Genomic DNA, 25,273 nt, shown 5'->3' with positions numbered 1-25,273 from the left:
TCCCTCAGCTTACCACTTCGGCAAACAGACTGTTAGGCCCCGCACCAGTGATTCGTACAGAAACAATGTCACCGATTTGCGATGCGTTTGCATCAACATTCACCGATTGCAGCCAGGGTGAACGTCCGATCAACTGTCCGGGCATCCGGCCGGGCTTCTCTAAAAGCAGGTCGATGGTCTTGCCGATACACTGTTGTGCAAATTCGTTTTGCTGTTTCAACAACAAAGCCTGCAATCTTTCCAATCGCTTGGCCTTGACGTCCTCCGGCACCTGATCGCCGAGATCGGCGCCTGGAGTGCCTGGGCGGGTCGAATATTTGAACGAAAATGCCTGTGCATAACCAACGGTTTCGACGAGGCGCAGCGTGTCCTCGAAATCCTCGTCGGTCTCGCCGGGGAACCCGACGATAAAATCGCCCGACAGCGCCAGATCGGGTCTTGCCGCTTTGATGCGGGCGATCAGCGCGATGTATTCGGCCGTTGTATGGCGCCGGTTCATCGCCTTCAGGATACGGTTGGAGCCGGATTGGATCGGCAGATGCAGATAGGGCATCAGCTGCTTCAGATCGCGATGGGCCTCGATCAGGCTGTCATCCATGTCGCGCGGATGGCTGGTCGTATAGCGCAGACGGGCCAGGCCCTCGATCCGCGTCAAGCGGTGCAGAAGCTCGCCGAGCCCCCACTTCTCGCCGCCGGCGCCGGCGCCATGCCAGGCATTGACGTTCTGGCCGAGCAGGGTGATTTCGCGCACGCCGGCATCCACCAGCTTCTGCGCCTCGGCAACGATCTGCGCGACCGGCCGGGAGACTTCCGAGCCGCGCGTATACGGCACGACGCAGAAGGTGCAGAACTTGTCGCAGCCTTCCTGGACCGTGAGAAACGCAGTGACGCCCCTTGCCTTCGTCTTTGCCTTGTCCGGTGCCGGCAGATGCTCGAACTTGTCTTCGATCGCATAATCGGTTTCCAGCACCCGCTCGCCGCGCTGGACGCGCTTCAAGGCTTCGGGAAGCCGGTGATAGGTCTGCGGTCCGATGACGAGATCGACGGCGGGCGCGCGGCGCAGGATTTCGTCGCCTTCGGCCTGCGCAACGCAGCCGGCCACGCCGATCATCATCTCGCGGCCTTCGCCGGCCTTTTTCTTCTTCAGGTCGCGCAGCCGCCCGAGCGCCGAGTAAACCTTCTCGGCGGCTTTCTCGCGGATATGACAGGTATTCAACAGGACGAGATCGGCATCTTCCATGACGTCGGTCGAGACATAGCCGTCTTTCGCCAGCGCATCCGTCATCCGGTCGGAATCATAGACGTTCATCTGACAGCCATAGGTCTTCACGAAGACCTTGCGGACCGGCGGGCTTTCGAGAGCCATGTCAGGCTTTGCGGATAAAACGGCGATTTCCTGTGTCATGTCCGGTTCCATAGAGCATCAGGGCCTAAAATTGAAGCCCCAAGAGACCGTTCGAATTCGATGGGGCCGACAGCACTCGATCTCTTGACCGTTCAGCGGCCACGCAGCTTCAGGGCCAGCATTTCGCGGATGCTTTTTTCCACCTGGCGGCTGACGACCTTGCGGTTGCTCTGTGCCGTATAGGTGATCTGTTCGCCATAGATGACATCCACATCGACGGCGCCCTCATGCAGGATGCCGAGCAGATGCGGCCCGAGCGGAATGTCGCCCGGCCAGGCGGCGACCGGCCGGTGATATCTTCCCATCGGCATGCCGTGGATACCGGTATAGGCGATGGCGACGGGCTGGACGTGGACCGCGCCGGTCGGCGACAGCGGCACGGCGGCTGCGGCGGCGCCAAACAGCGAGGTCTTGATCTCCAAAAGCCGGTTGCCGTCCGATGTCGTGCCTTCAGGAAACAGCACGACGATTTCGCCATCGGCCAGGCGCTTGCCGATCTCGTTGACCTGATTGCCGGTGGTGCGCTTTTGCTCGCGCTCGATGAAGATGGTTGCCTGCAGCCGCGCCAGCACCCCGAAGACCGGCCAGGCCTTGACGTCGGACTTGGCGACGAACACCACATCGGCGATCGAACCGAGAACGAGGATATCCTTCCAGCTGGCATGGTTCGACACCAGCATCAGCGGCCGCTGCGGGTCCGGCGTGCCATGCACCCGCACCCGGATGCCGACGAGACGGCAGGCCATGCGGTGCCATAGCCGAGGCAGCGTGCGGCGCTGCGGCACGTCCAGCCAGAGAAAGAGGATCTGCACCGGAGCCATGACAAGGGTCGCAACAACGAGAAGTGTCATGCAGAGCGCGACGCGCAGCCAATTGATCACGGGTTTCCCAATCCGGCATCTCGCATCGCCGCCCGCAGCGAGGCGCAGCGGCTATCGGGATTTCTGCAGGGTGTGTCGGGATTGCAGCGCAAGCACGTCTCTCTTTAAAGGTCCGCTTCACATCAGCCGGTTCTAGCGGCTCTAACCAAGATCGAGGCGCATGACAAGGGCGCCGGTTTTGACGCCGTTCACTCCCTGATAATAGGCACGTCTTTCGCCGACTTTGGCAAAGCCGAGTTTGCGGTAGAGAGCAATGGCTGCGGCATTGGTCTCGTCAACCTCGAGGAAAACCGCCTCGGCCGCCTGATCGCGCGCCTCGCGCAATGCCGCCCGCATCAGCCGCCAGCCGAGACCGAGCCGCGAAAACCGGGGATCGACGCCGATCGTCAGGATTTCCGCCTCACCGGCAGCAACCCTAGAGAGGACAAAACCGCCAACAAACGGCTGGGTAATGAACGGCCGCGTATAGGCGTTGTTCTGGCGGGCGATGAAGCCGAAGACAGTGTCCTGGATCAGCAGCGAATGAAGTTCGCCATCGCTCCAGGCATGGGTGAAGCGCGATTTGTGGATGGCGGCGGCCTGCGGCAGATCAGCCGTTTCCAGGGCGAAGATTTCGAATTCAGGCTTGCGGGCGAAAAAGTCGGTGAGCGGCATCTTAGGCTCGCGCCACCGCAAAACCCGCCTGCGACTTGACGTCCGGGCCGCGCAGATAGAGCGGGCTGGGTTTGCCCTTCGACGGATCGGCTGCAGCACCGAGGCGCGCGACGAGGCGGATATCGGTGAGGTCCGTTTGCGCGGTATTTTCCGCCGGCTGGGCCGTCAGATGCTTCGCGGCGGTGCCGCAGACGACGCCATCGAAATCGGCAAACAACCTTTGCGCCTCTGGAATTTCCAGCATCAGCGGTTTGCTGCGCGCCGTGCCATCCGCTTCAAAACTCTGGCAATAGAGTTCCTCGCGCTTGGCGTCGATCGTCGCCAAGATGGCGCGTCCGGGATTTGCCGCGCGGGCCGCTTCAGCAATGGCCGAAAGCGTCGTGACGCCAACCGCAGGCACGCCAAGCGCCAGCGCAAACCCGCGCGCTGCTGCAACGCCGACACGGATGCCGGTAAAGGACCCTGGGCCGACGGTGACGGCGATGCGGCCGATATCCGCCAGCACCTTGCCGCTTTCCGCCAGCGCCTGATCGATGAAGCCCATCAGCAGCTCGGCATGGCCACGGCCGATATCGGCACCGGCAGAAGCGAGAACCGTGTCGGTGCTATCGTCATAGACAGCAGCAAAACAGCCCGTCCCGGCCGTATCAATGGCCAGGACGATCATGATGGTTCAACTTTTAAGGTCAGTTGCGGCACTGAAAACGCTCGCTTAGACGGCTTCGACCGCCTGAACTTCAGGGATGAAATGGTGCAGCAGGTTCTGCACGCCATGCTTCAGCGTCGCCGTCGAGGATGGGCAGCCGGCGCAGGCGCCCTTCATGTTGAGGAAGACCGTGCCATCGCGGAAACCCTTGAAGGTGATATCGCCGCCATCCTGGGCCACAGCCGGACGCACGCGGGTTTCCAGCAATTCCTTGATGGTCGCGACGATCGTCTCGTCGCCTTCCTCGAAGAATTCGCCGTCCTGGTCGCTTTCTTCAGCGCGGGTATGAACCGCCATGACCGGCTGGCCGGACATGAAATGCTCCATGATCGAGCCGAGGATAGCGGGTTTCAGGTGCTGCCATTCCTGCGCTTCCTTGGTGACCGTGATGAAATCATAGCCGAAATAGACGCCGGTGACGCCAGGGATCATGAACAGCCGTACGGCGAGAGCCGATCCGGCTGCGGCCTCTTCCTCGTCGCGGAATTCCGCCGTGCCATTTTCCATCACCACCTTGCCCGGCAGGAATTTCAGCGTGGCGGGGTTCGGCGTGGCTTCGGTCTGGATGAACATGTCTTTGCTCCGCGTCGGCCGGGATCGTGTTCAACCAGCCTGTTTAGAATTATTCAAAAGAATATAGGCGTTTTGACCGGCCGCATCAAGATGCGTGGACCAGCGTTTGCGCCACCCCAGGATCAATTCCATTGATCCTGCACTCGATGGCAGGGTTCAGCTCAGTGCGTCGATTTCCTCGTCTGTCAAAAGATCAGGAATGACCGTGACAGGAATTGGAAATGCGGCGGTCTTGCCGGCAATCGAGGAGACCAGCGGTCCCGGACCATCCTTGGCCGAACCTGCGGCCAGAACCAGGATGGCGATGTCGCGGTCTTCCTCGATCAAACCGTAGATCTGATCGGTCGCGCCACCTTCGCGGATCACCATTTCCGGCTCGATGCCGATCGTTTCGCGCACCGTCTGGGCGATCTTGGCCAGCGTCGCCTCGGCCTCGGCACGGGCCTCCGCCCGCATGATGCCCTCGACACCCAGCCATTGCTGGAAATCGGCATCAGCGATGACGTAGAGCAGCACGAGGCCGCCATTGGAGTTTTTCGCGCGCATGCCGGCATAGTGGACAGCGCGTCCGCATTCCGGGGTATCGTCGATCACCGCCATGAATTTGCGGCGGTGACCTTCCAGTCTTGAGAGTCGTGTTGAAACCATGCCGCGACTCTTACACCCGATATTTTTGGCTGCAAGGTTTCTTTTGCGGCGATTTATTGCAGAAAGCCGACGATCTCCCGGACCTGTTTCATCGTCACTTCTGCGCGCGCCCGCGCCCGCTCGCCGCCATCGCGCAGGATGCCGTCAATATGGGTGGTGTCATCCATCAGGCGGCGCATTTCGCCCGAGATCGGGGCGAGAACGGTGACCGCGAGATCGATCAGCGCCGGCTTGAAGACCGAGAACTGCTGGCCGCCGAACTCTGCGAGAACCTCAGCCTTGGTCTTGTCCGACAGGGCGGCGTAGATGCCGACGAGATTGTCGGCTTCGGGACGGCCCTTCAGGCCATCGGCTTCGCTGGGTAGCGCATCCGGATCGGTCTTTGCCTTGCGGATCTTCTTCGAGATCGTCTCGGCATCGTCCATCAGGTTGATGCGCGAAAGATCGGAGGCATCCGATTTCGACATTTTCTTGGTGCCATCGCGCAGCGACATGACGCGCGGCGCCGGGCCGCCGATCAGCGGCTCGACCATCGGGAAATAGGCATGTACCGGCTCTTCGCCGACCTTGATATCGATGCCGTAATCCGTCCGGCGGATATGATCGCCGAAGTCGATATTGAACTTTTGGGCGATATCGCGGGCCAGCTCCAGATGCTGCTTCTGGTCGTCGCCGACGGGCACATGGGTGGCGCGGTAGACGAGGATATCGGCAGCCATCAGGCTCGGATAGGCGAGCAGCCCGAGCGACATCTGCTCGGCATTCTTGCCGCCGGACTTGTCCTTGAACTGGGTCATGCGTTCCATCCAACCGATGCGGGCGACGCAATTGAAGATCCAGGCCAGCTCGGCATGCTGCGGCACGGCGGACTGGTTGAAGACGATATGCTTCGTGGGGTCGATGCCGGACGCGATGAAGGCGGCGGCGATCGAGCGGATCTGGCCGGGCATGTCCTCATGCACCAATTGCGCGGTGATCGCATGCAGATCGACGACGCAATAGATGCAGTCATTGTTTTCCTGCAGCGCCACGAACTTGCGGATCGCGCCGAGATAATTGCCGAGATGGAGATTGCCTGTCGGCTGGACGCCGGAAAAAACGAGCGGCTTGAAGTCTGACATCGTGTCCTCATTCGGGCTTGTGGAGGGCCCGGCCTCTGTTGCTGTTGGCGGGCTTATGCACATAGGCGCAGCGGCGATCAAGAGGCATGCGGCCCAGCCCGGTGGCTAAACTTGCCGATCGGAAGGCAAGCAACCGCCAAGACATTGAATCCAAAGATTCAAGTTGGAATTTTTTACTCTAATATTCTCTTCAAATTAATAGGTAAGGCGGAAATACGGCATAGCTCTTTGGAGCTATCAGAAGAAAATTTCATAAAATTGCTTCATTTCGGATGAATTTGCCAATCCGCCACCACAACAGGGTTCCCAGCCGAGTTCATCCGGCTGTGACTGCGCGCAGCAATGGCGCGGCGAACCGACATTTGCATGCGCCCCGATCCACTCAGGACATCAAACGGGGCCATGCCAAAGGGATTGTCATGCGTAACCTATTCTCGCTCGCACTTGCGTGCCTGCTCGCCATCTCCAGTTTTGCCATCGCCGAAGCCCAGGACGACCGTCCGCGCAAAGTGAAGCTTCCCGTCCACCAGAGAACGACAGCCTATGCCGTGCAGACCGTGTCGGTCCGCACGGGCTGCTTTTCACCGCGCCTTGAGGGCATTTTGGCACATATTGCCGCTAAAACCGGGACCCGGCCGCTGGTAACCTCGGGCCACCGGCCTCAGGCGCACCGTTCCGGTTCGATGCACCGGTTTTGCCAGGCCGCCGATATCCGCGTGCCCGGCGTGCCGGAAAGCAAGATCCTTGCTGCGGCAAAGACAGCACCGGGCATTGGCGGTATCGGCCGCTATTGCAACGGCATTGTTCATGTCGATACCGGCGCGCGCCGCCACTGGACCCATTGCGGCAGATCGAAGGGACATTTCCTCAGCGCCAAGCGCCGCTCGGGAAAACGGGCCTGACGTCTAGATATCTTCTGGCGGCGGGACGCTTGCGGCACCCTTGCGCTTGATATTGCGCCGGATCATCGACAGATCCGCCCCGCCGATCAGGAAGGCGACCGTGAAATAGACGACGATCGAGACGCCGATGAGAATGCCAAGCGCGCCCAGCTTCGTCCAGAACGGCGATCCTGAGGCAAGCGACGCGGCAAAGACGCCGCGCAGATAATAGAGCACGCCGCCCATGATCGAGGCGGCAACGACCAGCAATGCGGCCCGGCGCACCAGAGCCCATTCCCAGACAAGATGACCGCGGCGCAGAAGCGTGACGAAGAGCAGGACAGTGCTGATCCACCCGGCCGTGGCTTCGGCAACGGCAATGCCCGGCGCGCCGAGACGCGGAAACAGCGTGATGGCGAGGGCGCAGTTGGCGGCGACCGAAATGGCGGAAAACCGCATCGGCGTCTTCGTATCCTCGCGCGCGTAGAAACCGGGCTGCAGCGCCTTGATCAGAACGAAAGCCGGCAGGCCGATGCCGTAGATGGCAAGGATCGAGCCGACGACAGCGGTATTGCCGGCATGGAAAGCGCCACGTTCGAACAGAACCCTTATGATCTCGTCGGAGAGGATCCAGAGCGCAAAGGCCGCCGGAATGGTCAGGAACAGCACGAACTCGATCGAGCGGTTCTGCAGGCTTCCCGCCTCGCGCAAATGGCCGCCCTTCAGCGCGCGCGACAATTCCGGCAGCAGGACGACGCCGACAGCGACGCCGACGACCCCAAGCGGGAGCTGATAGATCCGGTCGGCATATTGCAGGGCTGCAATCGCGCCATCCTGGGCCGAGGCGATCGCCTGGCCGATCAGCTGGTTGATCTGGGTGATGCCGCCGGTAATCGCGGCGGGGACTGCAAGTATCAGCAGGCGTTTGACGTTGGGGGTCAGACGCGGAAATTTGAGGCCGATGCTCATGCCTGCATGACGCACGCCGAGATAGACGACGCCAAGCTGCAGGATGCCGGCAACCAGCACGCCCCAAGACAGATACCAGGCGGTGGTGAGCGGATCGGCGCCGGTATAGAGCGCATAGGCGAGCGCGCCGATCATCACCACGTTGAGAAAAATTGGGGCGACGGCGGCAGCGAAGAAGTGATGCAACGAATTGAGCATGCCGCTCATCATCGCCGTCAGCGACATGCACATGAGATAGGGGAACATCACCATGGCCATGCGCACGGTGAGCGCTGATTTCCCGGCATCATCGGCAAAGCCGGGCGCGATGACGAAGCGCACCAGAAGTGGCATCGACAGTTCCATCGCGATGGTGATCAGCAGCAGCACCGTGAACAGCACGCCGAACACTTCTTCGGAGAAACGCTTGGCGCCATCCGTGCCGTTGGCTTCGATCTCCTTGGAAAACAGCGGCACGAAGGCTGCGTTGAAAGCGCCTTCGGCAAACAGGCGGCGAAACAGGTTGGGAAAGCGGAACGCCGCATAGAACACGTCGGCCATCGGGCCGGTTCCAAGTGCGGCCGCCATCAGCATTTCGCGGGCAAATCCGAAAATGCGGCTGCCGAGCGTAGCGCCGCCGACGGTCATGAATTTCTTGACGAGGCTCATGATTCCGCCTTGGCTTTTTTCGCACCGGTGACGGAGCGGGTATGTTGCGGGGCGATCATGCCGGATGGCATGCGGTCGCGCATCTCGTCCGCCTCGTCCGACATCACGGCTTTGAGCCGCGCAATGATATTGCTCTGGCGGCCTTCGTTGGTGATCTTCTGCCCGACGAGGTCGGTGACATAGAACGTATCGATGACTTTTTCGCCGAATGTGGTGATATGCGCGGAGGCGATGTCGAGCGACAGGTCGGAGAGCACGGCGGTGATTTCCGAAAGCAGGCCGGTGCGGTCGAGGCACTCCACCTCGATGACGGTGAACTTGTTGGACAGGCTGTTGCTGATGGTGACGGCCGGCGGCACCGTGAAGGCCTTGTTGCGCTTGCGGTGTTTCGTGCGGCTGGCGATCACTTCCGGCAGGCGCTTCTTGCCCGACAGCACGTCCTCGATCATCTTGCCGATGCTCGCTGCCCGGCGCATCTCGTCGTCATCGACCGGAAATTCGCGGGTGATCAGGATCGTATCCAGCGCCCGGCCGTCGGACGTGGTGAAAATCTGCGCATCGACGATATTGGCACCGGCCGCAGCGCAGGCGCCGGCGATCACAGCCAGCAGCCGCGGATGGTCCGGCGAGAGGATGGTGATCTCGGTGATGGCATGGAACTGGTGCGTGCGCACCATCGTCGCCAAAGCCCGGCCGGCCTTGTCGGCCTCGCGAATGAAGCGGGCGTGGCGCAGCTGGTCTTCGAGCGGCACGGAAAGAAGATACGGCTGGTAGTGCAGCTTGGTATAGGTCTTGCGGTCCTTCTGGCTCCAGTCGGACAGCGCATCGAACAGCACGTCGGCGGCATGCGCCGCACGTTCCTTGCGCGGCAGATCAGAAAAGCCGCCCGACAGCAGCAATTCGGTCTCATAATAAAGCGTGCGCAGCAGCTGGCCCTTCCAGCCGTTCCACACACCGGGGCCGACGGCGCGAATATCGGCGATCGTCAGGATCAGAAGCATTTTCAGCCGGTCGAGCGACTGTACCTTTTCGGTGAAATCGATGATCGTCTTGCGGTCGTTGAGATCGCGCGTCTGCGCCACCATCGACATGGTCAGATGCTCTTCGATCAGCCACGCTACCGTTTCTGTCTGCTTGGGCGTCATGCCGAAGCGCGGGCAGAGCTTGCGGGCGACCTTGGCACCGGCGGTCGAATGATCCTCCGGACGGCCCTTGGCGACGTCGTGCAGGAGAACGGCGACGAACAGGGCGGTGCGGTCCTCGACGCCCGGCATCAGTTTGACGGCGAGCGGATGCAGTTCCTCGTCGCGGCCCTGATCGATGCGCGACAGCACATCGACGGCACGGAGCAGATGCTCGTCCACCGTATAGTGATGATACATGTTGAACTGCATCAGCGAAACGATCTTGCCGAATTCGGGAATGAAGCGGCCAAGCACACCGGCCTCGTTCATCCGGCGCAGGATGAGTTCCGGATTGCGCTTCGACGTCAGCATCGACATGAACAGGCGGTTGGCCTCCTCATTGTCGCGCACGGCGGGCGTGATCAGGGCAAGCGAACGCGTCACCTGTTTCAAGGCCGCCGGATGAAACTCCAGCCCGTTGATATCGGCGACATGGAAGATGCGGATCAGGTTGACCGGGTCGCGCTTGAAGATATCGGTGCTGGCCAGCGCGATACGGCCGCCGTCATCGACGAATTCCAGCGTACCGGCGATCTTGCGCACGCGGTGGGTGAAGCGGCTGAGCGCTGCGGTGAAGCCGGGAAGCTGCTTGGCCTGCTGGTCCTCCAGCGCCGCGCAGAAGATGCGGGTGAGATCGCCGACATTCTTCGCCACCAGGAAATAGTGCTTCATGAAGCGTTCGACGGCGGTCATGCCGGGGTGGTCGTGATAGCCGAGGCTTTCGGCAATCTCGCGCTGGATATCGAAGGACAGCCGCTCTTCCGCCTTTCCCGTTAGAAAATGCATGTGGCAGCGCACCGCCCAGAGAAAATCGTCGGCTTTTTGGAAGAGCTGGTATTCCTGGCGCGAGAGAACGCCGAGCTTGATGAGATCGGCGGAATCCTTCACCCGGTAGAAATATTTGGCGATCCAGAACAGCGTGTGGATGTCGCGCAGGCCGCCCTTGCCTTCCTTGACGTTCGGCTCGACCAGGTAGCGGGTGTCGCCCGCCTTGCGGTGCCGCTCGTCGCGCTCGGCGAGCTTGGCGGCGATGAAGTCGGGGCCGGTATTCTTGACGATTTCGCTGTCGAAGCGGATTTCCAGCTCCTCGGTCAGTTCCTTCGAGCCGCAGATATAGCGGGTTTCGAGGATCGCCGTGCGGATGGTCATGTCGCTGCGCGACAGCCGGATGCACTCCTCGATGGTGCGCGTGGCATGGCCGACCTTGAAGCCGAGATCCCACAGGATATAGAGCATGAACTCGATGGCGGGCTCGGCCCAGACGGCTTTCTTCACCGGCAGCAGGAAGAGAAGATCGATATCGGAGCCCGGCGCCAGCGTGCCACGGCCATAGCCGCCGACGGCGGTCACGGCGATGCGGGTGGAGGGCTGTGCGTGGGCGGCGTCGAACACCTCGTTCAGGACAAAATCGTGGAGGACTGTAATCAGCTGGTCCTGCAGCCAGGAAATCCGCTCGGCGCATTTCAAGCCGCTGCCGTCTTCCAGCAACAGTTCGCGCGCCTTTTCGCGGCCGGCCAGATTGGCCTGCTTGAACGCTGCCAGAAGCGCCTGGCGCATCATGTCGCGATGTTCCGCATGCGCCGAAGCGATGAAACTGCACTTGGCCCTGAGTGCCGGGACATTCAGGATATCGGGAAATGACGTTTCGTGCTTGGTCATCAAAGGCCGACCGTCTTCCTGTCCGGCGGGCTCTGCGAGCCGCTGATTTTGCATGCGCTATAGACCTTTTGTCAGAGAGCCGACAAGAGACTAGCGATCAAGAATTGCCAAGTTGTTTCTTCAGCGCATAAAGCGCATCCATGGCTTCCCGTGGGGTCATATCATCGGGATTGAGGCTTTTCAAAGCTTCTTCGACCTTGGATGGACCTGCCTTGACGCGCTCCTCGCGGCGGATGGCCACCTGGAACAGCGGCAGGTCGTCGATCAGCTGGCTGGCCGGGTTCTTGCGGTCGGCGTCCTCCAGCTTTGCCAGCACGTCCTTGGCGCGGGCAACGACGGAGGCCGGCAGGCCGGCAAGGCGGGCAACCTGGATGCCATAGGAACGGTCGGCAGCGCCGGGACCGACCTCGTGCAGAAAAATCACGTCGCCATCCCATTCCTTGACGCGTATCGTCGCATTCGACAGGCGCTCGAGCTTTTCGGACAGAACCGTCAGTTCATGGAAATGCGTGGCGAACAGGCCCCGGCAGCGGTTGCCCTCGTGCAGATGCTCGACGGACGCCCAGGCAATCGACAGGCCGTCGAACGTCGCGGTACCACGGCCGATTTCGTCGAGGATGACGAGCGAGCGATCTGTCGCCTGGTTGAGGATCGCTGCCGTTTCGACCATTTCGACCATAAATGTGGAGCGGCCCCGGGCAAGATCGTCGGACGCGCCGACGCGGGAAAACAGCCGGTCGACAATACCGATATGGGCCGATGTCGCGGGCACGAAAGCGCCCATCTGCGCCATGATGGCAATCAGCGCGTTCTGGCGCAGGAAGGTCGATTTACCACCCATATTGGGACCCGTAAGCAGCCAGATCGCCCCATCTCCCTCGCCGTCATGCGGCGACAGATCGCAGGCATTGGCAACGAAGGCGGCGCCGGACTGACGGCGCAGCGCCTGCTCGACGACCGGATGACGGCCGCCGTCGATGGCAAACATTTTCGAGGTATCGACCAGCGGGCGGCAATAGGCCTGCTCCTCGGCCAGCGTCGCGAGCCCGGCGGACACATCCACCACCGCCAGCGCAAGCGCTGCCGCCTTGATCGCCTCGGCTTGCGCAACCACCATGGCCGAGAGCCTGTCAAAGGCTTCAAGCTCGATGGTCAGCGCCCGGTCGGCCGCATTGGCAATCTTGGTTTCGAGGTCGGAGAGTTCCGTCGTGGTGAAGCGCATCGCGTTCGCCATGGTCTGGCGATGGATATAGCGGGCCTTGGCTTCCGGGCTGTCGGTCATCGGCCCGGCATTGCCCTGCGTCACCTCGATGAAATAACCGAGCACATTGTTATATTTGATCTTCAGCGACTTGATGCCGGTTTCCTCGGCATAATCGAGCTGCAGGCCGGCGATCACCCGGCGGGACTGGTCGCGCAGCGCCCGCATCTCGTCGAGTTCGGGGCTCGCGCCATCGCGCAGGAAGCCGCCGTCGCGCTTCAGCAAAGGCAGTTCGTCGCCGAGAATGGCCGCCAGTTCTGCGACCATATCCTGCGGCAGCGCCTTGACCGCCTGACGTGCGGCATCCAGTTCCGCCGACAGATCGCCACGGCCCAGCAGGCCGGCAACCTCGACTGAAGACTGGCAGCCGGCCAAAATGCTGCCGAGATCGCGCGGACCGCCACGGCCGAGCGACAGGCGCGACAGAGCGCGCGGCATGTCCGGCACGTGTTTCAACGCGGCACGCAAGTCGCTGCATAAGGACGGCTGATCGGCAAGCGCCGAGATGGAATCGAGCCGGGCGTTGATCCGTTCGGGATCGGTCAGCGGCGACATCAGACGCTCGGCCAGCAGGCGTGCGCCGCCGCCTGTCACGGTGCGATCCAGCGCCTTCAGCAGCGTGCCGTTGCGGTCGCCCGACTGGGTTTTGACCAGTTCGAGATTGGTGCGCGTGGCCGGGTCGATGAAAAGGGTGGAGGCAGCACTCTCGCGTTCCGGCGCACCGAGCGGCGGCCGCTCGGCAAACTGGGTCTTTTCGACATAGGAGATCGCGGCCGAGGCGGCGGCCAGTTCGGCGCGCGAGAAGCTGCCGAAGCCATCGAGCGTTTTCACGCCGTAATAGCGGGTGACGCGGTTTTCCGCCGTGGCGCTGTCGAACAGGACGGCTGGCTGCGGAACCGCGACGCGGCCGAGAATATCGATGACCGGGCGCATTTCCGGATCGTGAAAGACCGTGTCGGCCAGGATCAGCTCGCGCGGCTCGATGCGCAGGATATCGGCCAGAAGCCGCGTCTCGGTGGTTTCGGCCAGCCGGAAGACGCCGGTGGAAATATCGATCCAGGCCAGCGCGATGGCCGGTTCATTGCCGCCGCGAATGCGGGCAAGCGCCATCAGGTAGTTCGATTCCGATGGCGACAGCAGCTTGTCTTCGGTAATCGTGCCGGGGGTGACGAGGCGCACGACATCGCGTTTGACGACCGATTTTCCGCCGCGCTTCTTGGCTTCCGCCGGATCCTCGACCTGTTCGCAGACGGCGACACGGAAGCCGAGACCGATCAGTTTTTGCAGATAATCATCGGCGGCATGAACCGGCACGCCGCACATCGGGATGTCCTGGCCGAGATGCTGGCCGCGCCGGGTCAGCGTAATGCCGAGCGCCCGCGAGGCTTCGACCGCGTCCTGGAAGAACAGCTCGTAGAAATCGCCCATGCGGTAGAACAGCAGCGAATCCGGGTTGTTCGCCTTGATCTCGATGAACTGTTCCATCATCGGAGTGGCCGTGGCGCGGCTCTCCTCCGTCGCCAGTTGAACGGCGGTGAGAACCTCGGGACTGCGGGTGATCGGCTCGGGAACAAAAGTCATGGTGGTCCTAAAAAAGTGGTGCCACACTATCCACGCGCGTTTATAGAAGACAACACCAAAGCGGCTGTGGAGAGCCGTCGCCCACAACAGGTTGGAGAACCCATGGCTGAAAATGAGAAGAGCAGTCGCAGCGCAACCAGCGTAACGGACCAGGAAGCCCTCGATTTCCACTCGCAGGGCCGGCCCGGAAAACTGGAAATCTCGCCGACCAAGGCGATGGCGACGCAGCGCGACCTGTCGCTTGCCTATTCGCCGGGCGTGGCCGTGCCGGTCAAGGCGATCGCCGCCGACCCCTCCAAGGCCTATGACTATACGACACGCGGCAATATGGTCGCCGTCATTTCCAACGGCACGGCGATTCTCGGCCTTGGCAATCTCGGCGCACTTGCCTCCAAGCCGGTGATGGAGGGCAAGGCGGTGCTCTTCAAGCGGTTTGCCGATGTCGATTCGATCGACCTTGAAGTCGATACGGAAAATGTCGACGAGTTCATCAATTGCGTGCGCTTCCTCGGCCCCTCCTTCGGCGGCATCAACCTGGAGGACATCAAGGCGCCGGAATGTTTCATCATCGAGCAGAAGCTGCGCGAAGTGATGGATATCCCGGTCTTTCACGACGACCAGCATGGCACCGCGATCATCGCCGCTGCCGGCCTGATCAATGCGCTGACGCTGACCGGCCGCGACTTCAAGACGACCAAGCTTGTCTGCAATGGCGCGGGTGCGGCAGCGATTGCCTGTATCGAGCTGATCAAGTCGATGGGGTTCAATCCCGCCAACATCATTCTGTGCGACACCAAGGGCGTAATCTACCAGGGCCGCACCGAGGGCATGAACCAGTGGAAATCGGCGCATGCGGTGAAAACCGACCGCCGCACACTGACGGAAGCCATGGACGGCGCCGATGTGGTGTTCGGTCTTTCGCAGAAGGGCGCATTGTCTGAAGACATGATCCGCTCGATGGCGGACCGGCCGATCATCTTTGCGATGGCCAATCCGGATCCGGAAATCACCCCGGAAGAGGTCGCGCGCATCCGCGACGATGCGATCATGGCGACCGGGCGCTCTGACTATCCCAACCAGGTCAACAACGTCCTCGGCTTCCCCTACATCTTCCGTGGCGCGCTCGACGTGCATGCCTCGACGATCAACGAGGCGATGAAGATTGCCGCCGCGCAGGCGCTGGCAAGCCTTGCCAAGGAAGACGTGCCGGATGACGTCGCCGCCGCCTACCAGGGCAACCGGCCCCGCTTCGGGCCGCAATATATCATTCCCGTACCGTTCGATCCGCGCCTGATCTCGGCTATTCCGGTTGCCGTTGCCAAGGCAGCAATGGAGAGCGGCGTTGCCCGCAAGCAGATCCCCGATCTCGCAGCCTATGGACGGCAGCTGTCTGCCCGCCGTGACCCGATCGCCTCGACGCTGCAGCGGATCTACGAGCGCGTTCGCCGACAGCCCAAGCGGATCGTCTTTGCCGAAGGCGAAGAGGTGCAGATGATGCGCTCGGCTCTGGCCTATGCCAATCAGGAACTCGGCACCGCCATGCTGCTTGGCCGCGAAGACCGGATGCGCGAAACGGCGGAGCGCGAAGGCATCGATCTCGACCGGCCGGGCATCCAGCTCGTCAATGCCCGCATTTCCAAGCGCACCGGCGCCTACACGGACTATCTCTACGCGCGGCTGCAGCGGCAGGGCTACCTGTTTCGCGACGCCCAGCGCCTGATCAACAACGACCGCAACCATTTCGCCGCCTGCATGGTGGCGCTGGGTGATGCCGATGGCATGGTGACGGGCATTACCCGCAACTATTCCACAGCCCTTGAGGACGTTCGCCGCTGTATCGATCCGAAGCCGGGTCACCGGGTCATCGGCGTATCGCTGGCGCTCTGCCGCGGCCGCACGGTGCTGGTTGCCGATACCGCCGTTCATGACATGCCGTCTGCGGACGAGCTGGCCGATATTGCCGAGGAGGCCGCGGGGCTTGCACAACGTCTCGGCTACGTGCCGCGCGTGGCGCTCCTTGCCTATTCGACCTTCGGCCACCCGTCCGGCGAACGCTCCGAGCGGGTGCGCGAAGCGGTCAAGCTGCTCGACAAGCGCCGCGTCGATTTCGAATATGACGGCGAGATGGCAGCCGATGTGGCGCTGAATGCCAAGGTGATGGAGCAATATCCGTTCTGCCGCCTGTCCGGCCCGGCCAATGTTCTGGTCATGCCGGCTTTCCATTCGGCATCGATCTCGACCAAGATGCTGCAGGAACTGGGCGGATCGACCGTGATCGGCCCGCTGCTCGTCGGCCTCGACAAGTCGGTGCAGATCGTCTCGATGTCGGCGAAGGATTCCGACATCGTCAACATGGCGGCCCTTGCTGCGCATAACGCCAATAGCTGAGCCAAGTCTCTGACATGAAAGAACCCGCCTGGACAAAATCCAAGGCGGGTTCCCTTTTTTCTCGCAATATCAGACTTGATGAAAAATACCCAAGTTCAATACCCGGCACGCTGCATTTGACACCGCATCAACAAGCCACCATCAACATGCAATGTGTATTAATATTTGCTAAATTATGTCAAGTTAACTTACTGTAATCTTTGGATCCCGAGCCGTCAGCTCGCGAAACGGCCGGCATCGGCGCCGTAATAATTCAGGTAGCGGCCGGAAATATTGGTGATCGGCAAAACGATCAGCACGTCGGTGGTGCGGAACGCGTGATCGACCACGGCGCCGTTTCCAACCATGGCGCCGAGCCGCATATAGCCCTTGATCAGCGGCGGCAGGGCGGCCAGCGCCTTGCGCATGTTGATTGCTTCGACCGGCATCAGGTCCATGGTGCGGAACAGTTCCGGACGGGCGGACACGTCCCATTCGCCGCGCACGACCATGTTGTGATGCAGGAAGGACAAAGCCAATGCGTGCTCTTCAGGAATGACGCCCGGAAACGAGCCGCAGCCGAACATGGCATCGACGCCATATTTCAACGCATAGGCCCAGTTCCCCTGCCATAGAAGCTCGACGGTGCGCTTGGTGCGATATTCCGGCAGAACGCAGGAACGGCCAAGCTCCATGAACTTCTTGTCTGGATGACGCTCCAAGAGAGCGCCGACCGAAAACTCCGAAGCCGAATAAAAGCCGCCGGTGCGGGCCGCTACATCCTGGCGCAGAAGTCGGTAGGTTCCAACGATCTGGTCTTCCGGGTCACCCTCGATCGCGGTGTCGAGCACGAGAAGGTGATCGCAGACCAGATCCCAGGCATCGGCATCGCGCTTGCGGCGGTCGGCCTCTTGCGGAATCTGCGCCTTCATTTCCTCGACAAACACCCGGTAGCGGACAGCCTGCGCGGCATCGATCTCGGATGCGTTGCGGGCAAGCCGTGTCTCCAGGTTGCCGATACGGCCAAGTATGTCATGCGCCGGAGCATTGACGCCCCGGACACGGGTTTGCGGCTGCTCAGCCACCACAACCAGATCCAGAGTTTCGATTGTCATCGTACGTCATCCTAGTCGCTTTGATCCTGTCCGGCTTAAACCATGTTTCTGCGACAGGATAGTGACATCGGGCACCCAAGAAAACCGTCAAAATCACGGGGAAAGCAGCCGGTCAATCTCGGCGGTCAGCGCCTTCGGATCGGCGGGTTTGGACAGGACGGCGCTTGCTCCGGCACTCAGGAGTTTCCGGCGCATATCGGGCTGCGTATCGGAGGTCAAAATGATCACCGGAACGGGCTTTACGCCTTCCTGGCGCTCATGCTGGCGCAGGCGTTCCAGCATCGAGAGACCGTCGCCACCCGGCATGTTCAGATCGCTGATGATCAATTCTGGCGTAATGCGGGCGCCGGCCGGCGCATCGAACAAGGTGACGGCAAGTGCGCCGAAATCATCGACGACCCGGACACTGTGGCCGGCCCGCTCCAGAACCGAGCGCACCATGAAGGCGTTGACCGGATCATCCTCGGCCAGAAGCACACCGCCTTCGGCCGGCCTGTCGCGCAGCGCCGGAACCTCGCGCAGCATCGGGCGGTTGTCGTTGAAGGCGTCGCGCACTTCCATTCCTTTCATGCGGCCGCGCAGAACCTCGACCAAAGACTTTTCCCGCAGCGGCCTGATCAGCCAGGCATCGTAACCGTCCATCTGGTTGATCTGCCGGCCGTTTCGGGCTTCAGGATTGATCAGATAGGTCTTGCGGAGTTGTTGCTGCTCCAGGCTCGGAATATGCGCCAGCAGCCGGCGGAACTGCGCGGCATGGCGGTGATCGACGATAATGTCGGTCAGCGGCAGGCCCATCGACAGCGCCTTTACGGCCGCCGCCTGTGCGCCCTCCAATGTCTCGGCGCGCTCGCAGGAGCCCCCGAGCGTCCGGATCGTCGCAGACAGCGCAGCGGACGCCGGACCGGCCGGTGCCATGACCAGCACGCGCGACATGCCCAAAACGTCCTTTCTGGCCAGCGAAGCGGTGGACAGATCGCAACCGAGCGCCGGAAAGCGGATCTGGAAGGTGCTGCCGGTGCCGGGAATGCTGGACAGGGTCAAGGAGCCGCCGTGCTCCTCCATGATCCGCCTGGAAATGGCAAGACCGAGGCCTGCGCCACCGGCGCGCTGGGCATGGGTGCCCGCTTGCTCGAATTCATCAAACACCCGCGCCTGCTCGCGCGCGTTCATGCCGGGGCCGCTATCATCGACGCTGATGACGATGGTTTCGCCCTCCCGCGCGGCGCCGACGAGAACGCCGCCGGTATGGGTGAACTTGACCGCGTTGCCGACGACGTTGAACAGCACCTGGCGCAGGCGGGCGGCATCGAAGTCCATCAGGCCCGGCACATCGGCAGCGATCGTGGCGCCGATCTCGATGCCCTTTTCATGCGCCCGGTGCGACAGCATCTCGACGACGCTTTCGATGGTTTCGCGCAACGGTTCGGGCGCCGGCCGCAACTGGAACCGGCCGGCCTCGATCGAGGAGAAATCCAGGAGGTCATCGACCAATTGCACCAGCGCATGGCCCGACTGGCGCATGCCGGCCAGATAGTTCTTCTGCTCGCTCGTCAGCCGCGTCTGGCTGATCAGATGGCTCATGCCGAGAATACCGGAGAGCGGCGTGCGGATTTCGTGGCTGACGGTGGCCAGCAGCCGGGATTTTGCCTGGCTGGCATGTTCGGCGCGGCGGCGGGCTTCCTCGCTTTCGCGGGCGATCCGGCTTTCCTCCGTGACATCGCGGGCGATGCTGTGCAGCATGAAGGTACCACTTGCCGGCTCGCGGGCGATCACGTCATGCCAGTCGAATATTTTCGTTCCTGCATCGGTCGCGATGCGGACGCGGTAGCGATGGGGGGCCGATGCCGGCTCGAACTCGATCCCCAACGCTTCGCACGTACGCCCCTCCGGCTTCAGCCACCCGGTCATCCGGCAAAACACCGAATTGGCCTGGACGATCTTGCCGCCCGGCTCGCGGATGATGGCGATATCGCCCAGCGCGTCATGGATGGTGGAGAGAAGCTGCGACGTCTCGCTGCGCTCCCAGCGGCTATCGCTGGCCTTTTCTTCCCGCAGCCGACCCTTCGCCGCAGGTATCGTGCTTGCCCGGTACCAGTCCTTGAGAAGCAGGGCAGCACCGCTGACGCCGGCCACGGCGAGCCCCGCCGAAAGCAGATAGAACCCGGCATCAATGCCGGTGCCCAGAATGGCAGCGGACCCCAGAAGCCCGGCACCGGCCAAGGCCGGTTTCAAAGCCGCATGACGCTCTTTTGGCGCGTTGAACCCCTCTTCCGGCTCCAGCGAATGCGGATCATCGGCCAGGGGCATTTCGGACGCACGCCGGCTTGCCAGCGTCCGCTTCGGTGCGCTGAACTCGGTGGCAATCCGTTTTCTCAGGTTTGGCAGGTCGCTCATGACGCTTGGCCTAGCATGACAAGCGTTTTGATAGGCTTCAGCCGGTCTGTAAGATTTTAGCGATCCTGCTTTTTCATATGCAGGATTTCATCCAAAATGATCGCGCCGGCCCCGATCGTGATAAAGCTGTCGGCGAGATTGAAGACGGCAAAGGACCATGCCGGCAGGTGAAACAGCACGTAGTCGATGACATAGCCAAACACCAGCCCGTCGATCACATTGCCGATGGCGCCGGCGATGATCAGCGCATAGCCGAGATGCGTCAGGAACCGATCCGCCGGTGTCTTGCGCCAAAGCCAGATGACAAAAGCCACGACGACGATGCGCAGGCCGATGATCGCCCATCGTTCCACGCCTGAAAAAAGCGAGAACGCGACGCCGTAATTATAGACACGGTGCAGCGCCAGGAACGGCAGAACCGGAACGCTTTCGCCATAGGGCAACCAGAGCTCTACGGCCGCCTTGATCGCCTGATCAAGCAGGACGGCGACAACGATCAGGATTGCGACCGGAACCGGGCGCGAGAAAAGAGCGGATTTTTGCATCAGGTTCTATCGTCCAGCGTCAGCAGATGGCGGCGTGCCTCAAACAGCATGATGCCGGTGGCGATCGCCAGGTTGAGGGAATCCGCGCGTCCCTGCTGTGGAATGCGGGCAAGTGCCGTGGCTTCGCGGGCAAGCTCTTCCGGCAGGCCGGCCTGTTCATTGCCCATCAGAAGCACGACCGGCTTCTTGCGGTAGTCGATGGTGCGGTAATCGACGGCACCGGCCAGATGCGTGGCGGCAAGCTGCACGTTTGCCGCCTTCTGCCATTTGACGAATTCGGCGACGGTGGCGCGCATCAGCGGCATGGCAAAGACCGAGCCCATGGTGGCGCGTACGGTTTCCAGCGAAAACGGATCCGTGGTCTCGCCGACAAGGATGACGCCGGACGCGCCTGCGGCATCGGCCGTGCGGATGATGGTTCCGAGATTGCCGGGATCGCGGACACGGTCGAGCGCCACATAGGTTTCGCCGAGGATCGGTTTGACGTCACGCAGATTGGCGTAACGCTGCTCGAAGACGCCGACGACCATCTGCGGATTGTCGCGGCGGGTGATCGCGGACAGCACCTTCTCACTGACCTCGAGCACGAGCCCGCCGGTTGCGACCGTCTTCAGCGCCACCTGTTCGACCTGCGTCTTGCCCTTGGCCGCCTTGGCATAGACCAGCGTCTTGATGGTCCAGCCGAGATCCAGCGCATCGATGACCAGTTTCAGGCCCTCGGCGATGAAAGAGCGGGTTTCATCGCGCTCCTTCTTGTTGGCCAGCGCCTTGATATCCTTGATGATCGGATTGGCAAGGCTGGTGACTTCCTTCACCTGGCCGACGCGGCGGGGTCCCTGATTATAGTCGTTCATTTCGGCACCCAGCGGCTAAAGAGAGAGGTGGACAGCGCGCGGCCCGGCTCATTGCCGTCAAGACCGCCTTCGCGCAGGATCAGCTCGCCGGATTCCACCGCACCGCCACGCCCGCGCATTGTCTCACGCATCAGCTCGTGGATGGAATAGAAGCTGGCGCGGATCGAATAGGCCGTCAGCACCAGACCCTTGGCATCAGGCGACAGGATTTCGCGGCAAATGTCCAGCATCAACGCGAGGTGATCGAAGAGCTGCCAAACCTCGCCATTGGGTCCGCGGCCAAATTTCGGCGGGTCGGTGAGGATGATGTCGTAGCGGCTGCCACGGCGCTCCTCGCGCTGGATGAATTTCATCGCATCCTCGCAAATCCAGCGGATCGGCAGATGGTCGGCGCGGCCCAGCGCCTGGTTTTCGCGCGCCCAGCCGATCGCCTTCTTGGAGGCATCGACATGCGTCACCTCGGCACCGGCTTTTGCCGCGATCAGCGAGGCGACACCGGTATAGCCGAACAGGTTCAGCACCTTCAGCGGACGGCCCGCTTTCTCGATCTGCTCCTTCATCCAGCTCCAGTGCGCCAGCTGTTCGGGGAAGACGCCGACATGGCGAAAGGCGGTGAAGCGGCCGTAGAATTCGGCATCGAGGATCTGCATCGGCCATGTCTCGCCAAGTGCCTGGCGCGGAAAGCGCCAGCGCCCCATGCCGTCCTCATCGGTATCGCCGGTAAAGATTGAATCGGCATTGTCCCAGACATGCGCGGGCAGCGTCCTTGGCCAGAGCGCCTGCGCTTCGGGGCGCACGATCCGGTAGGGGCCATACTGCTCCAGCTTCAGGCCGTCGCCGCTATCGATCAGGTGATAATCGCGCGCGCCCTTGGTTTCCAGGATGATTGGAATGCGCTCGTCCGGCTTGGCGCCGGTGCGGACCCTCACCTCGGCGCGGGGCGCGGGCTCGGATACCGCCGGCTTTGACGGCACCTTCTCCGGCGCAGCCTTGGACGCCGGGCGGGCATCAGCGGGCCTTGGTGTCTGCTGATATTTCGGTTGCTGCGTCCGGCTCACCGGCGCCTGCACGGCGCGGCCCTGCACGCCGCGCGACGACGTTGCCGGTGCGGCTTTGCCTTTTGGCCGTCTATCTTTATCTTTCACGCCGTTTCGTCCGTCAGCTGTCATGGTTCAAAGGCTGCAAATAGCACCGCTCTTTCTGTTGGCAAAGCTGTTTCCTATCTGAGATACAATCGTGACACGGCCGCAGGGAGACAATGCCAATGGAAATGAAGGGGGAAGAACGCATCGCCGCACCCCGCGACCTCGTCTGGGCAGCGCTCAACGATCCCGACGTGCTCAAAGGGTGCATCCCCGGCTGCACGGCCATTAAACGCCACTCGGCAACGGATTTCACGGCAACGCTCAAGGTGCGGATCGGGCCGATCCCGATGACCTTTTCCGGTTCTATGACGCTCTCGAATGTGAATGCGCCGCATAGCTACACCCTGAGTGGGGAAAGTACCGGCGGCATTGCCGGGCTGGCGAAAGGCCGCGCGGATGTGACGCTTACGCCCGACGGCGAAGAGACAATCCTTGCCTATGAGGCCAGTGCGGAGATCGGCGGCAAGCTCGCAAAACTGGGATCGCGCCTTGTCGGCTCGAGCGCCAGCAAGCACGCGGCGAAGTTCTTTGCGGATTTTGGCGATGCGGCGCGCGCCAAGGCGATGCGGGACGCCTGACCGGCAATCCCGCTCAAACCTTTCGGACTGAATTGCCTTTTGGACTTACTTGCCCTTTTGGACTTACTTGGACGAGGCCGGAAGCAGCGTCTGCGAGGCGATTGTTTCAGCGCGGGTGCGGTGCTTTTCGGCCTCCGCATGCCATTTGACGGCTTCATGCGCTTCGTTGCGCGCCCGCTTGCGATATTTACCCTGCGTGAACCATGTGGTCAGCGAACCGACGATCATGCCGAAGATGACGGCGAGAAACAGGAAGACGAAGAAGGGAGCGGAGGCTGACAGCACGCTGTCGGTCGGGTTGAACGGATTGAGCGCCAGCGTCACCGTCTGCCGGTTGGCGACCGACAGCACGATCAGAATGATGGCGACCGGAACCAGCACCACGATATTCAACAGCTTCTTCATCATCATTGCCTGTCTCCGTCATGCAGTCTGCCCGGCGTTTTCACCGGGCGGACGTCTCACTCATCATCTTCGTCGTCGGCGCCAGGATTAAGGCGCTCGCGCAATTCCTTGCCGGTTTTGAAGAAGGGAACCCATTTTTCCTCGACGAACACGCTGTCGCCGGTGCGCGGGTTGCGGCCGGACCGCGACGGCCGGTTTTTCACCGAAAACGCGCCGAAACCGCGCAATTCGACCCGATTTCCTCCCGCCAGCGCATCTGTGATCTCATCGAGAACCGCATTGACGATATTTTCGACGTCACGGTGATAGAGATGCGGGTTGCGTGCCGCAACAATCTGCACCAGTTCTGACTTGATCACTGTCGCCCCCTGTTGTGAATTTGCATGTGATCTTAAAGCGTTAAGCCCATAAGACGGCCTTGTCCACCTCTTGTGCAAAGGTGCATGCCGTTTTCAATCCTCCAAAAACGGCATACAAAAGGCCATCGCGTCTTTTCAGTCGCCGCCAACCTGCCAAACGGAAACAAGACCGTCAAGAAACAACTTCTCGCGGCCCAATTTTTCGAGCGCGCCGAAAGACGGAAAAGCGTCATATCCCAAGGATTTGGCCACGGCGGCAGCGGCCGATCCGAGCCCGAACGGCAGGGACGAACTGGGGGCTTTCCAGTCGATGACGTCGAGTTCCTTGCCAACCTTGCGGCTGTCGAGGAAGGCGCGGATCTCGTCATCGCCGCCGAGTTCGTCGATCAGCTTGAGTTTCAGCGCCTGGCGGCCGGTAAAGATGCGCCCATCGGCAAGCTTGAGTGCCTCTTCACGCGGCATCTGGCGGCGATCGGCGACGAGATCGACGAACCAGTTGAAGCTGTCGTCGATCATGGCCTGGATCACTGCCTTGGCATCGTCGCTCGGCGGATGGAACGGCGACGGCTCGGCCTTCAGCGGCGCGGATTTGATTTCCTCCAGCGAGACGCCGATCTTGTCCATCAGGTTCTTGAACTGCGGATATTGAAAGATTACCCCGATGGAGCCGGTGATCGAGCTGTCGCCCGCCACGATGCGGTCGCCGGCAAGGGCAATCATATAGCCGGCTGAGGCTGCCAGGGTGCGGACATCGGAGACGACCGGCTTGTTTGCCGCGACCTTGCGGATGGCCTTGAACAGCACTTCGCCGCCATAGGTGGTGCCACCCGGCGAGGAGATGGTAACGACCAGCGCCTTCACCGCATCGGTTTCGGCGATGGTATTCAGCCGGTCCAGCAGTTCGCGATCATCCTGGATGATGCCGGAGATATCGACGCGGGCAATATGCGGCTGGCTGAGGCCACCCTTCCCGGCCGCACCGGAATAGAAATAAGCGGCAATGCCTGCGCAAAGCACGAGGGCGATGGACACAAGCCGCCAGAAACCGAGCTTCCGCCGCAGCTGGCGCCGGTCGGCGATGGCAAGCTGATCCATGATCTTTTCTCCTGTTGACGCGCGCCAGGGCACATCGCCCCGGCTGCAAATGTGGTGTTGCGGCCTATGCAAACGCACAGTTCAATAACCGCAGCGCACGCCCGTTGTAACCCGGCCAGAACAAAATTCGCGCCTTACATTGTGGTGGAACAAAAAAATCTCCATATTCAGGCTCACTCACATCGCTCGACAGACGGGGCCTGCGCGCCATTGCGCCGCGATGCATTTGAATAACGGGTTTTATT

Annotated in this window: 21 protein-coding genes; 3 read left to right on the top strand and 18 right to left on the bottom strand. The window is 61.6% G+C overall.

The window, feature by feature from the left end; all coding sequences use genetic code 11:
* Positions 1–4: 4 nt before the first annotated feature.
* The 7 genes from miaB to trpS all read right to left on the bottom strand — a co-directional run bounded on the left by miaB (position 5) and on the right by trpS (position 5,988).
* Positions 5–1,405, bottom strand: coding sequence for a tRNA (N6-isopentenyl adenosine(37)-C2)-methylthiotransferase MiaB (gene miaB / locus ASD32_RS11360; protein ID WP_060638184.1), 1,401 nt, complete (start codon positions 1,403–1,405; stop codon positions 5–7).
* A 92-nt stretch (positions 1,406–1,497) separates the two neighbouring features.
* On the bottom strand, positions 1,498–2,286 hold the full coding sequence (locus ASD32_RS11355) for a 1-acyl-sn-glycerol-3-phosphate acyltransferase (protein WP_060638118.1): 789 nt from the start codon (positions 2,284–2,286) through the stop codon (positions 1,498–1,500).
* Positions 2,287–2,427: 141 nt separating this feature from the next.
* Complete coding sequence (locus ASD32_RS11350; protein ID WP_060638117.1) at positions 2,428–2,940, bottom strand: N-acetyltransferase; 513 nt, start codon at positions 2,938–2,940, stop codon at positions 2,428–2,430.
* A 1-nt stretch (position 2,941) separates the two neighbouring features.
* Complete coding sequence (tsaB, locus tag ASD32_RS11345) at positions 2,942–3,607, bottom strand: tRNA (adenosine(37)-N6)-threonylcarbamoyltransferase complex dimerization subunit type 1 TsaB (RefSeq protein ID WP_060638116.1); 666 nt, start codon at positions 3,605–3,607, stop codon at positions 2,942–2,944.
* Positions 3,608–3,652: 45 nt separating this feature from the next.
* Positions 3,653–4,219: a NifU family protein gene (locus ASD32_RS11340; RefSeq protein WP_060638115.1), complete on the bottom strand. Its 567-nt coding sequence runs from the start codon at positions 4,217–4,219 to the stop codon at positions 3,653–3,655.
* A 156-nt stretch (positions 4,220–4,375) separates the two neighbouring features.
* Positions 4,376–4,867, bottom strand: a complete 492-nt coding sequence (locus tag ASD32_RS11335) for a universal stress protein (RefSeq protein WP_060638114.1) — start codon at positions 4,865–4,867, stop codon at positions 4,376–4,378.
* Positions 4,868–4,920: 53 nt separating this feature from the next.
* The gene (trpS, locus tag ASD32_RS11330) at positions 4,921–5,988 is read right to left on the bottom strand and encodes a tryptophan--tRNA ligase (protein ID WP_060638113.1); all 1,068 of its coding nucleotides are present in this window, start codon (positions 5,986–5,988) and stop codon (positions 4,921–4,923) included.
* A 419-nt stretch (positions 5,989–6,407) separates the two neighbouring features.
* On the opposite strand from trpS, the gene ASD32_RS11325 reads away from it, so the two are divergent.
* Positions 6,408–6,890 carry a D-Ala-D-Ala carboxypeptidase family metallohydrolase gene (locus ASD32_RS11325; protein ID WP_060638112.1) on the top strand — a complete coding sequence of 161 codons (483 nt, stop codon included), beginning with the start codon at positions 6,408–6,410 and terminating at the stop codon, positions 6,888–6,890.
* 3 nt (positions 6,891–6,893) lie between these two features.
* Here ASD32_RS11325 and murJ read toward each other — a convergent pair whose 3' ends face one another.
* The 3 genes from murJ to mutS form a co-directional block, all read right to left on the bottom strand.
* A complete protein-coding gene (murJ, locus tag ASD32_RS11320; protein ID WP_060638111.1) occupies positions 6,894–8,486 on the bottom strand; it encodes a murein biosynthesis integral membrane protein MurJ in 1,593 nt (530 codons plus the stop codon).
* Entirely contained in the window at positions 8,483–11,329 is a 2,847-nt protein-coding gene (locus ASD32_RS11315; protein WP_060638110.1) for a [protein-PII] uridylyltransferase, read from the bottom strand. The genes murJ and ASD32_RS11315 overlap by 4 nt, the downstream gene beginning before the upstream one ends.
* Positions 11,330–11,426: 97 nt before the next feature.
* Positions 11,427–14,171 (bottom strand): DNA mismatch repair protein MutS, encoded by a 2,745-nt coding sequence (gene mutS, locus ASD32_RS11310; RefSeq protein ID WP_060638109.1) that lies wholly within the window; start codon positions 14,169–14,171, stop codon positions 11,427–11,429.
* 102 nt (positions 14,172–14,273) lie between these two features.
* Here mutS and ASD32_RS11305 point away from each other — a divergent pair, with 102 nt between their 5' ends.
* Positions 14,274–16,559: an NADP-dependent malic enzyme gene (locus tag ASD32_RS11305; RefSeq protein WP_060638108.1), complete on the top strand. Its 2,286-nt coding sequence runs from the start codon at positions 14,274–14,276 to the stop codon at positions 16,557–16,559.
* Positions 16,560–16,774: 215 nt separating this feature from the next.
* Here ASD32_RS11305 and ASD32_RS11300 read toward each other — a convergent pair whose 3' ends face one another.
* From ASD32_RS11300 to ASD32_RS11280, 5 genes are all read right to left on the bottom strand, one after another.
* A complete protein-coding gene (locus ASD32_RS11300; protein WP_060638107.1) occupies positions 16,775–17,653 on the bottom strand; it encodes a GNAT family N-acetyltransferase in 879 nt (292 codons plus the stop codon).
* A gap of 93 nt (positions 17,654–17,746) precedes the next feature.
* Entirely contained in the window at positions 17,747–20,047 is a 2,301-nt protein-coding gene (locus ASD32_RS11295; protein WP_060638106.1) for an ATP-binding protein, read from the bottom strand.
* A 56-nt stretch (positions 20,048–20,103) separates the two neighbouring features.
* Positions 20,104–20,595 (bottom strand): signal peptidase II, encoded by a 492-nt coding sequence (gene lspA / locus ASD32_RS11290; RefSeq protein WP_200953593.1) that lies wholly within the window; start codon positions 20,593–20,595, stop codon positions 20,104–20,106.
* Positions 20,592–21,446, bottom strand: coding sequence for an RNA methyltransferase (locus ASD32_RS11285; RefSeq protein WP_060638104.1), 855 nt, complete (start codon positions 21,444–21,446; stop codon positions 20,592–20,594). Before ASD32_RS11285 ends, lspA begins: the two co-directional genes overlap by 4 nt.
* Positions 21,443–22,420 carry a class I SAM-dependent rRNA methyltransferase gene (locus tag ASD32_RS11280; RefSeq protein ID WP_244490153.1) on the bottom strand — a complete coding sequence of 326 codons (978 nt, stop codon included), beginning with the start codon at positions 22,418–22,420 and terminating at the stop codon, positions 21,443–21,445. The genes ASD32_RS11285 and ASD32_RS11280 overlap by 4 nt, the downstream gene beginning before the upstream one ends.
* A 290-nt stretch (positions 22,421–22,710) precedes the next feature.
* Here ASD32_RS11280 and ASD32_RS11275 point away from each other — a divergent pair, with 290 nt between their 5' ends.
* Complete coding sequence (locus tag ASD32_RS11275) at positions 22,711–23,169, top strand: carbon monoxide dehydrogenase subunit G (RefSeq protein WP_060638102.1); 459 nt, start codon at positions 22,711–22,713, stop codon at positions 23,167–23,169.
* Positions 23,170–23,232: 63 nt separating this feature from the next.
* On the opposite strand, the gene ASD32_RS11270 is transcribed toward ASD32_RS11275, so the two are convergent.
* From ASD32_RS11270 to sppA, 3 genes are read right to left on the bottom strand one after another with little or no spacing between them, the layout of a single operon-like run.
* Positions 23,233–23,577 (bottom strand): DUF1049 domain-containing protein, encoded by a 345-nt coding sequence (locus tag ASD32_RS11270; protein WP_060638183.1) that lies wholly within the window; start codon positions 23,575–23,577, stop codon positions 23,233–23,235.
* A 53-nt stretch (positions 23,578–23,630) separates the two neighbouring features.
* A complete protein-coding gene (locus ASD32_RS11265; protein WP_280139426.1) occupies positions 23,631–24,011 on the bottom strand; it encodes an integration host factor subunit beta in 381 nt (126 codons plus the stop codon).
* Positions 24,012–24,068: 57 nt separating this feature from the next.
* Positions 24,069–25,028 (bottom strand): signal peptide peptidase SppA, encoded by a 960-nt coding sequence (sppA, locus tag ASD32_RS11260; protein ID WP_060638101.1) that lies wholly within the window; start codon positions 25,026–25,028, stop codon positions 24,069–24,071.
* Between the last annotated feature and the right edge of the window lie 245 nt (positions 25,029–25,273).

Origin of the sequence: Rhizobium sp. Root483D2 (assembly GCF_001426685.1) — a bacterium.
GTDB classification, from domain to species: Bacteria; Pseudomonadota; Alphaproteobacteria; order Rhizobiales; family Rhizobiaceae; genus Pararhizobium; species Pararhizobium qamdonense.
Note: the sequence above shows the minus strand (reverse complement) of the source record. Positions and strands in the feature narration are given on the sequence as shown.

Coding starts and splice junctions, on each gene's coding strand:
- miaB (WP_060638184.1), bottom strand. CDS start 1,405: ATGACACAGGAAATCGCCGTTTTATCCGCAAAGCCTGACATGGCTCTC.
- ASD32_RS11350 (WP_060638117.1), bottom strand. CDS start 2,940: ATGCCGCTCACCGACTTTTTCGCCCGCAAGCCTGAATTCGAAATCTTC.
- tsaB (WP_060638116.1), bottom strand. CDS start 3,607: ATGATCGTCCTGGCCATTGATACGGCCGGGACGGGCTGTTTTGCTGCT.
- ASD32_RS11340 (WP_060638115.1), bottom strand. CDS start 4,219: ATGTTCATCCAGACCGAAGCCACGCCGAACCCCGCCACGCTGAAATTC.
- ASD32_RS11335 (WP_060638114.1), bottom strand. CDS start 4,867: ATGGTTTCAACACGACTCTCAAGACTGGAAGGTCACCGCCGCAAATTC.
- trpS (WP_060638113.1), bottom strand. CDS start 5,988: ATGTCAGACTTCAAGCCGCTCGTTTTTTCCGGCGTCCAGCCGACAGGC.
- ASD32_RS11325 (WP_060638112.1), top strand. CDS start 6,408: ATGCGTAACCTATTCTCGCTCGCACTTGCGTGCCTGCTCGCCATCTCC.
- murJ (WP_060638111.1), bottom strand. CDS start 8,486: ATGAGCCTCGTCAAGAAATTCATGACCGTCGGCGGCGCTACGCTCGGC.
- ASD32_RS11315 (WP_060638110.1), bottom strand. CDS start 11,329: ATGACCAAGCACGAAACGTCATTTCCCGATATCCTGAATGTCCCGGCA.
- mutS (WP_060638109.1), bottom strand. CDS start 14,171: ATGACTTTTGTTCCCGAGCCGATCACCCGCAGTCCCGAGGTTCTCACC.
- ASD32_RS11305 (WP_060638108.1), top strand. CDS start 14,274: ATGGCTGAAAATGAGAAGAGCAGTCGCAGCGCAACCAGCGTAACGGAC.
- ASD32_RS11300 (WP_060638107.1), bottom strand. CDS start 17,653: ATGACAATCGAAACTCTGGATCTGGTTGTGGTGGCTGAGCAGCCGCAA.
- ASD32_RS11295 (WP_060638106.1), bottom strand. CDS start 20,047: ATGAGCGACCTGCCAAACCTGAGAAAACGGATTGCCACCGAGTTCAGC.
- ASD32_RS11285 (WP_060638104.1), bottom strand. CDS start 21,446: ATGAACGACTATAATCAGGGACCCCGCCGCGTCGGCCAGGTGAAGGAA.
- ASD32_RS11275 (WP_060638102.1), top strand. CDS start 22,711: ATGGAAATGAAGGGGGAAGAACGCATCGCCGCACCCCGCGACCTCGTC.
- ASD32_RS11270 (WP_060638183.1), bottom strand. CDS start 23,577: ATGATGAAGAAGCTGTTGAATATCGTGGTGCTGGTTCCGGTCGCCATC.
- sppA (WP_060638101.1), bottom strand. CDS start 25,028: ATGGATCAGCTTGCCATCGCCGACCGGCGCCAGCTGCGGCGGAAGCTC.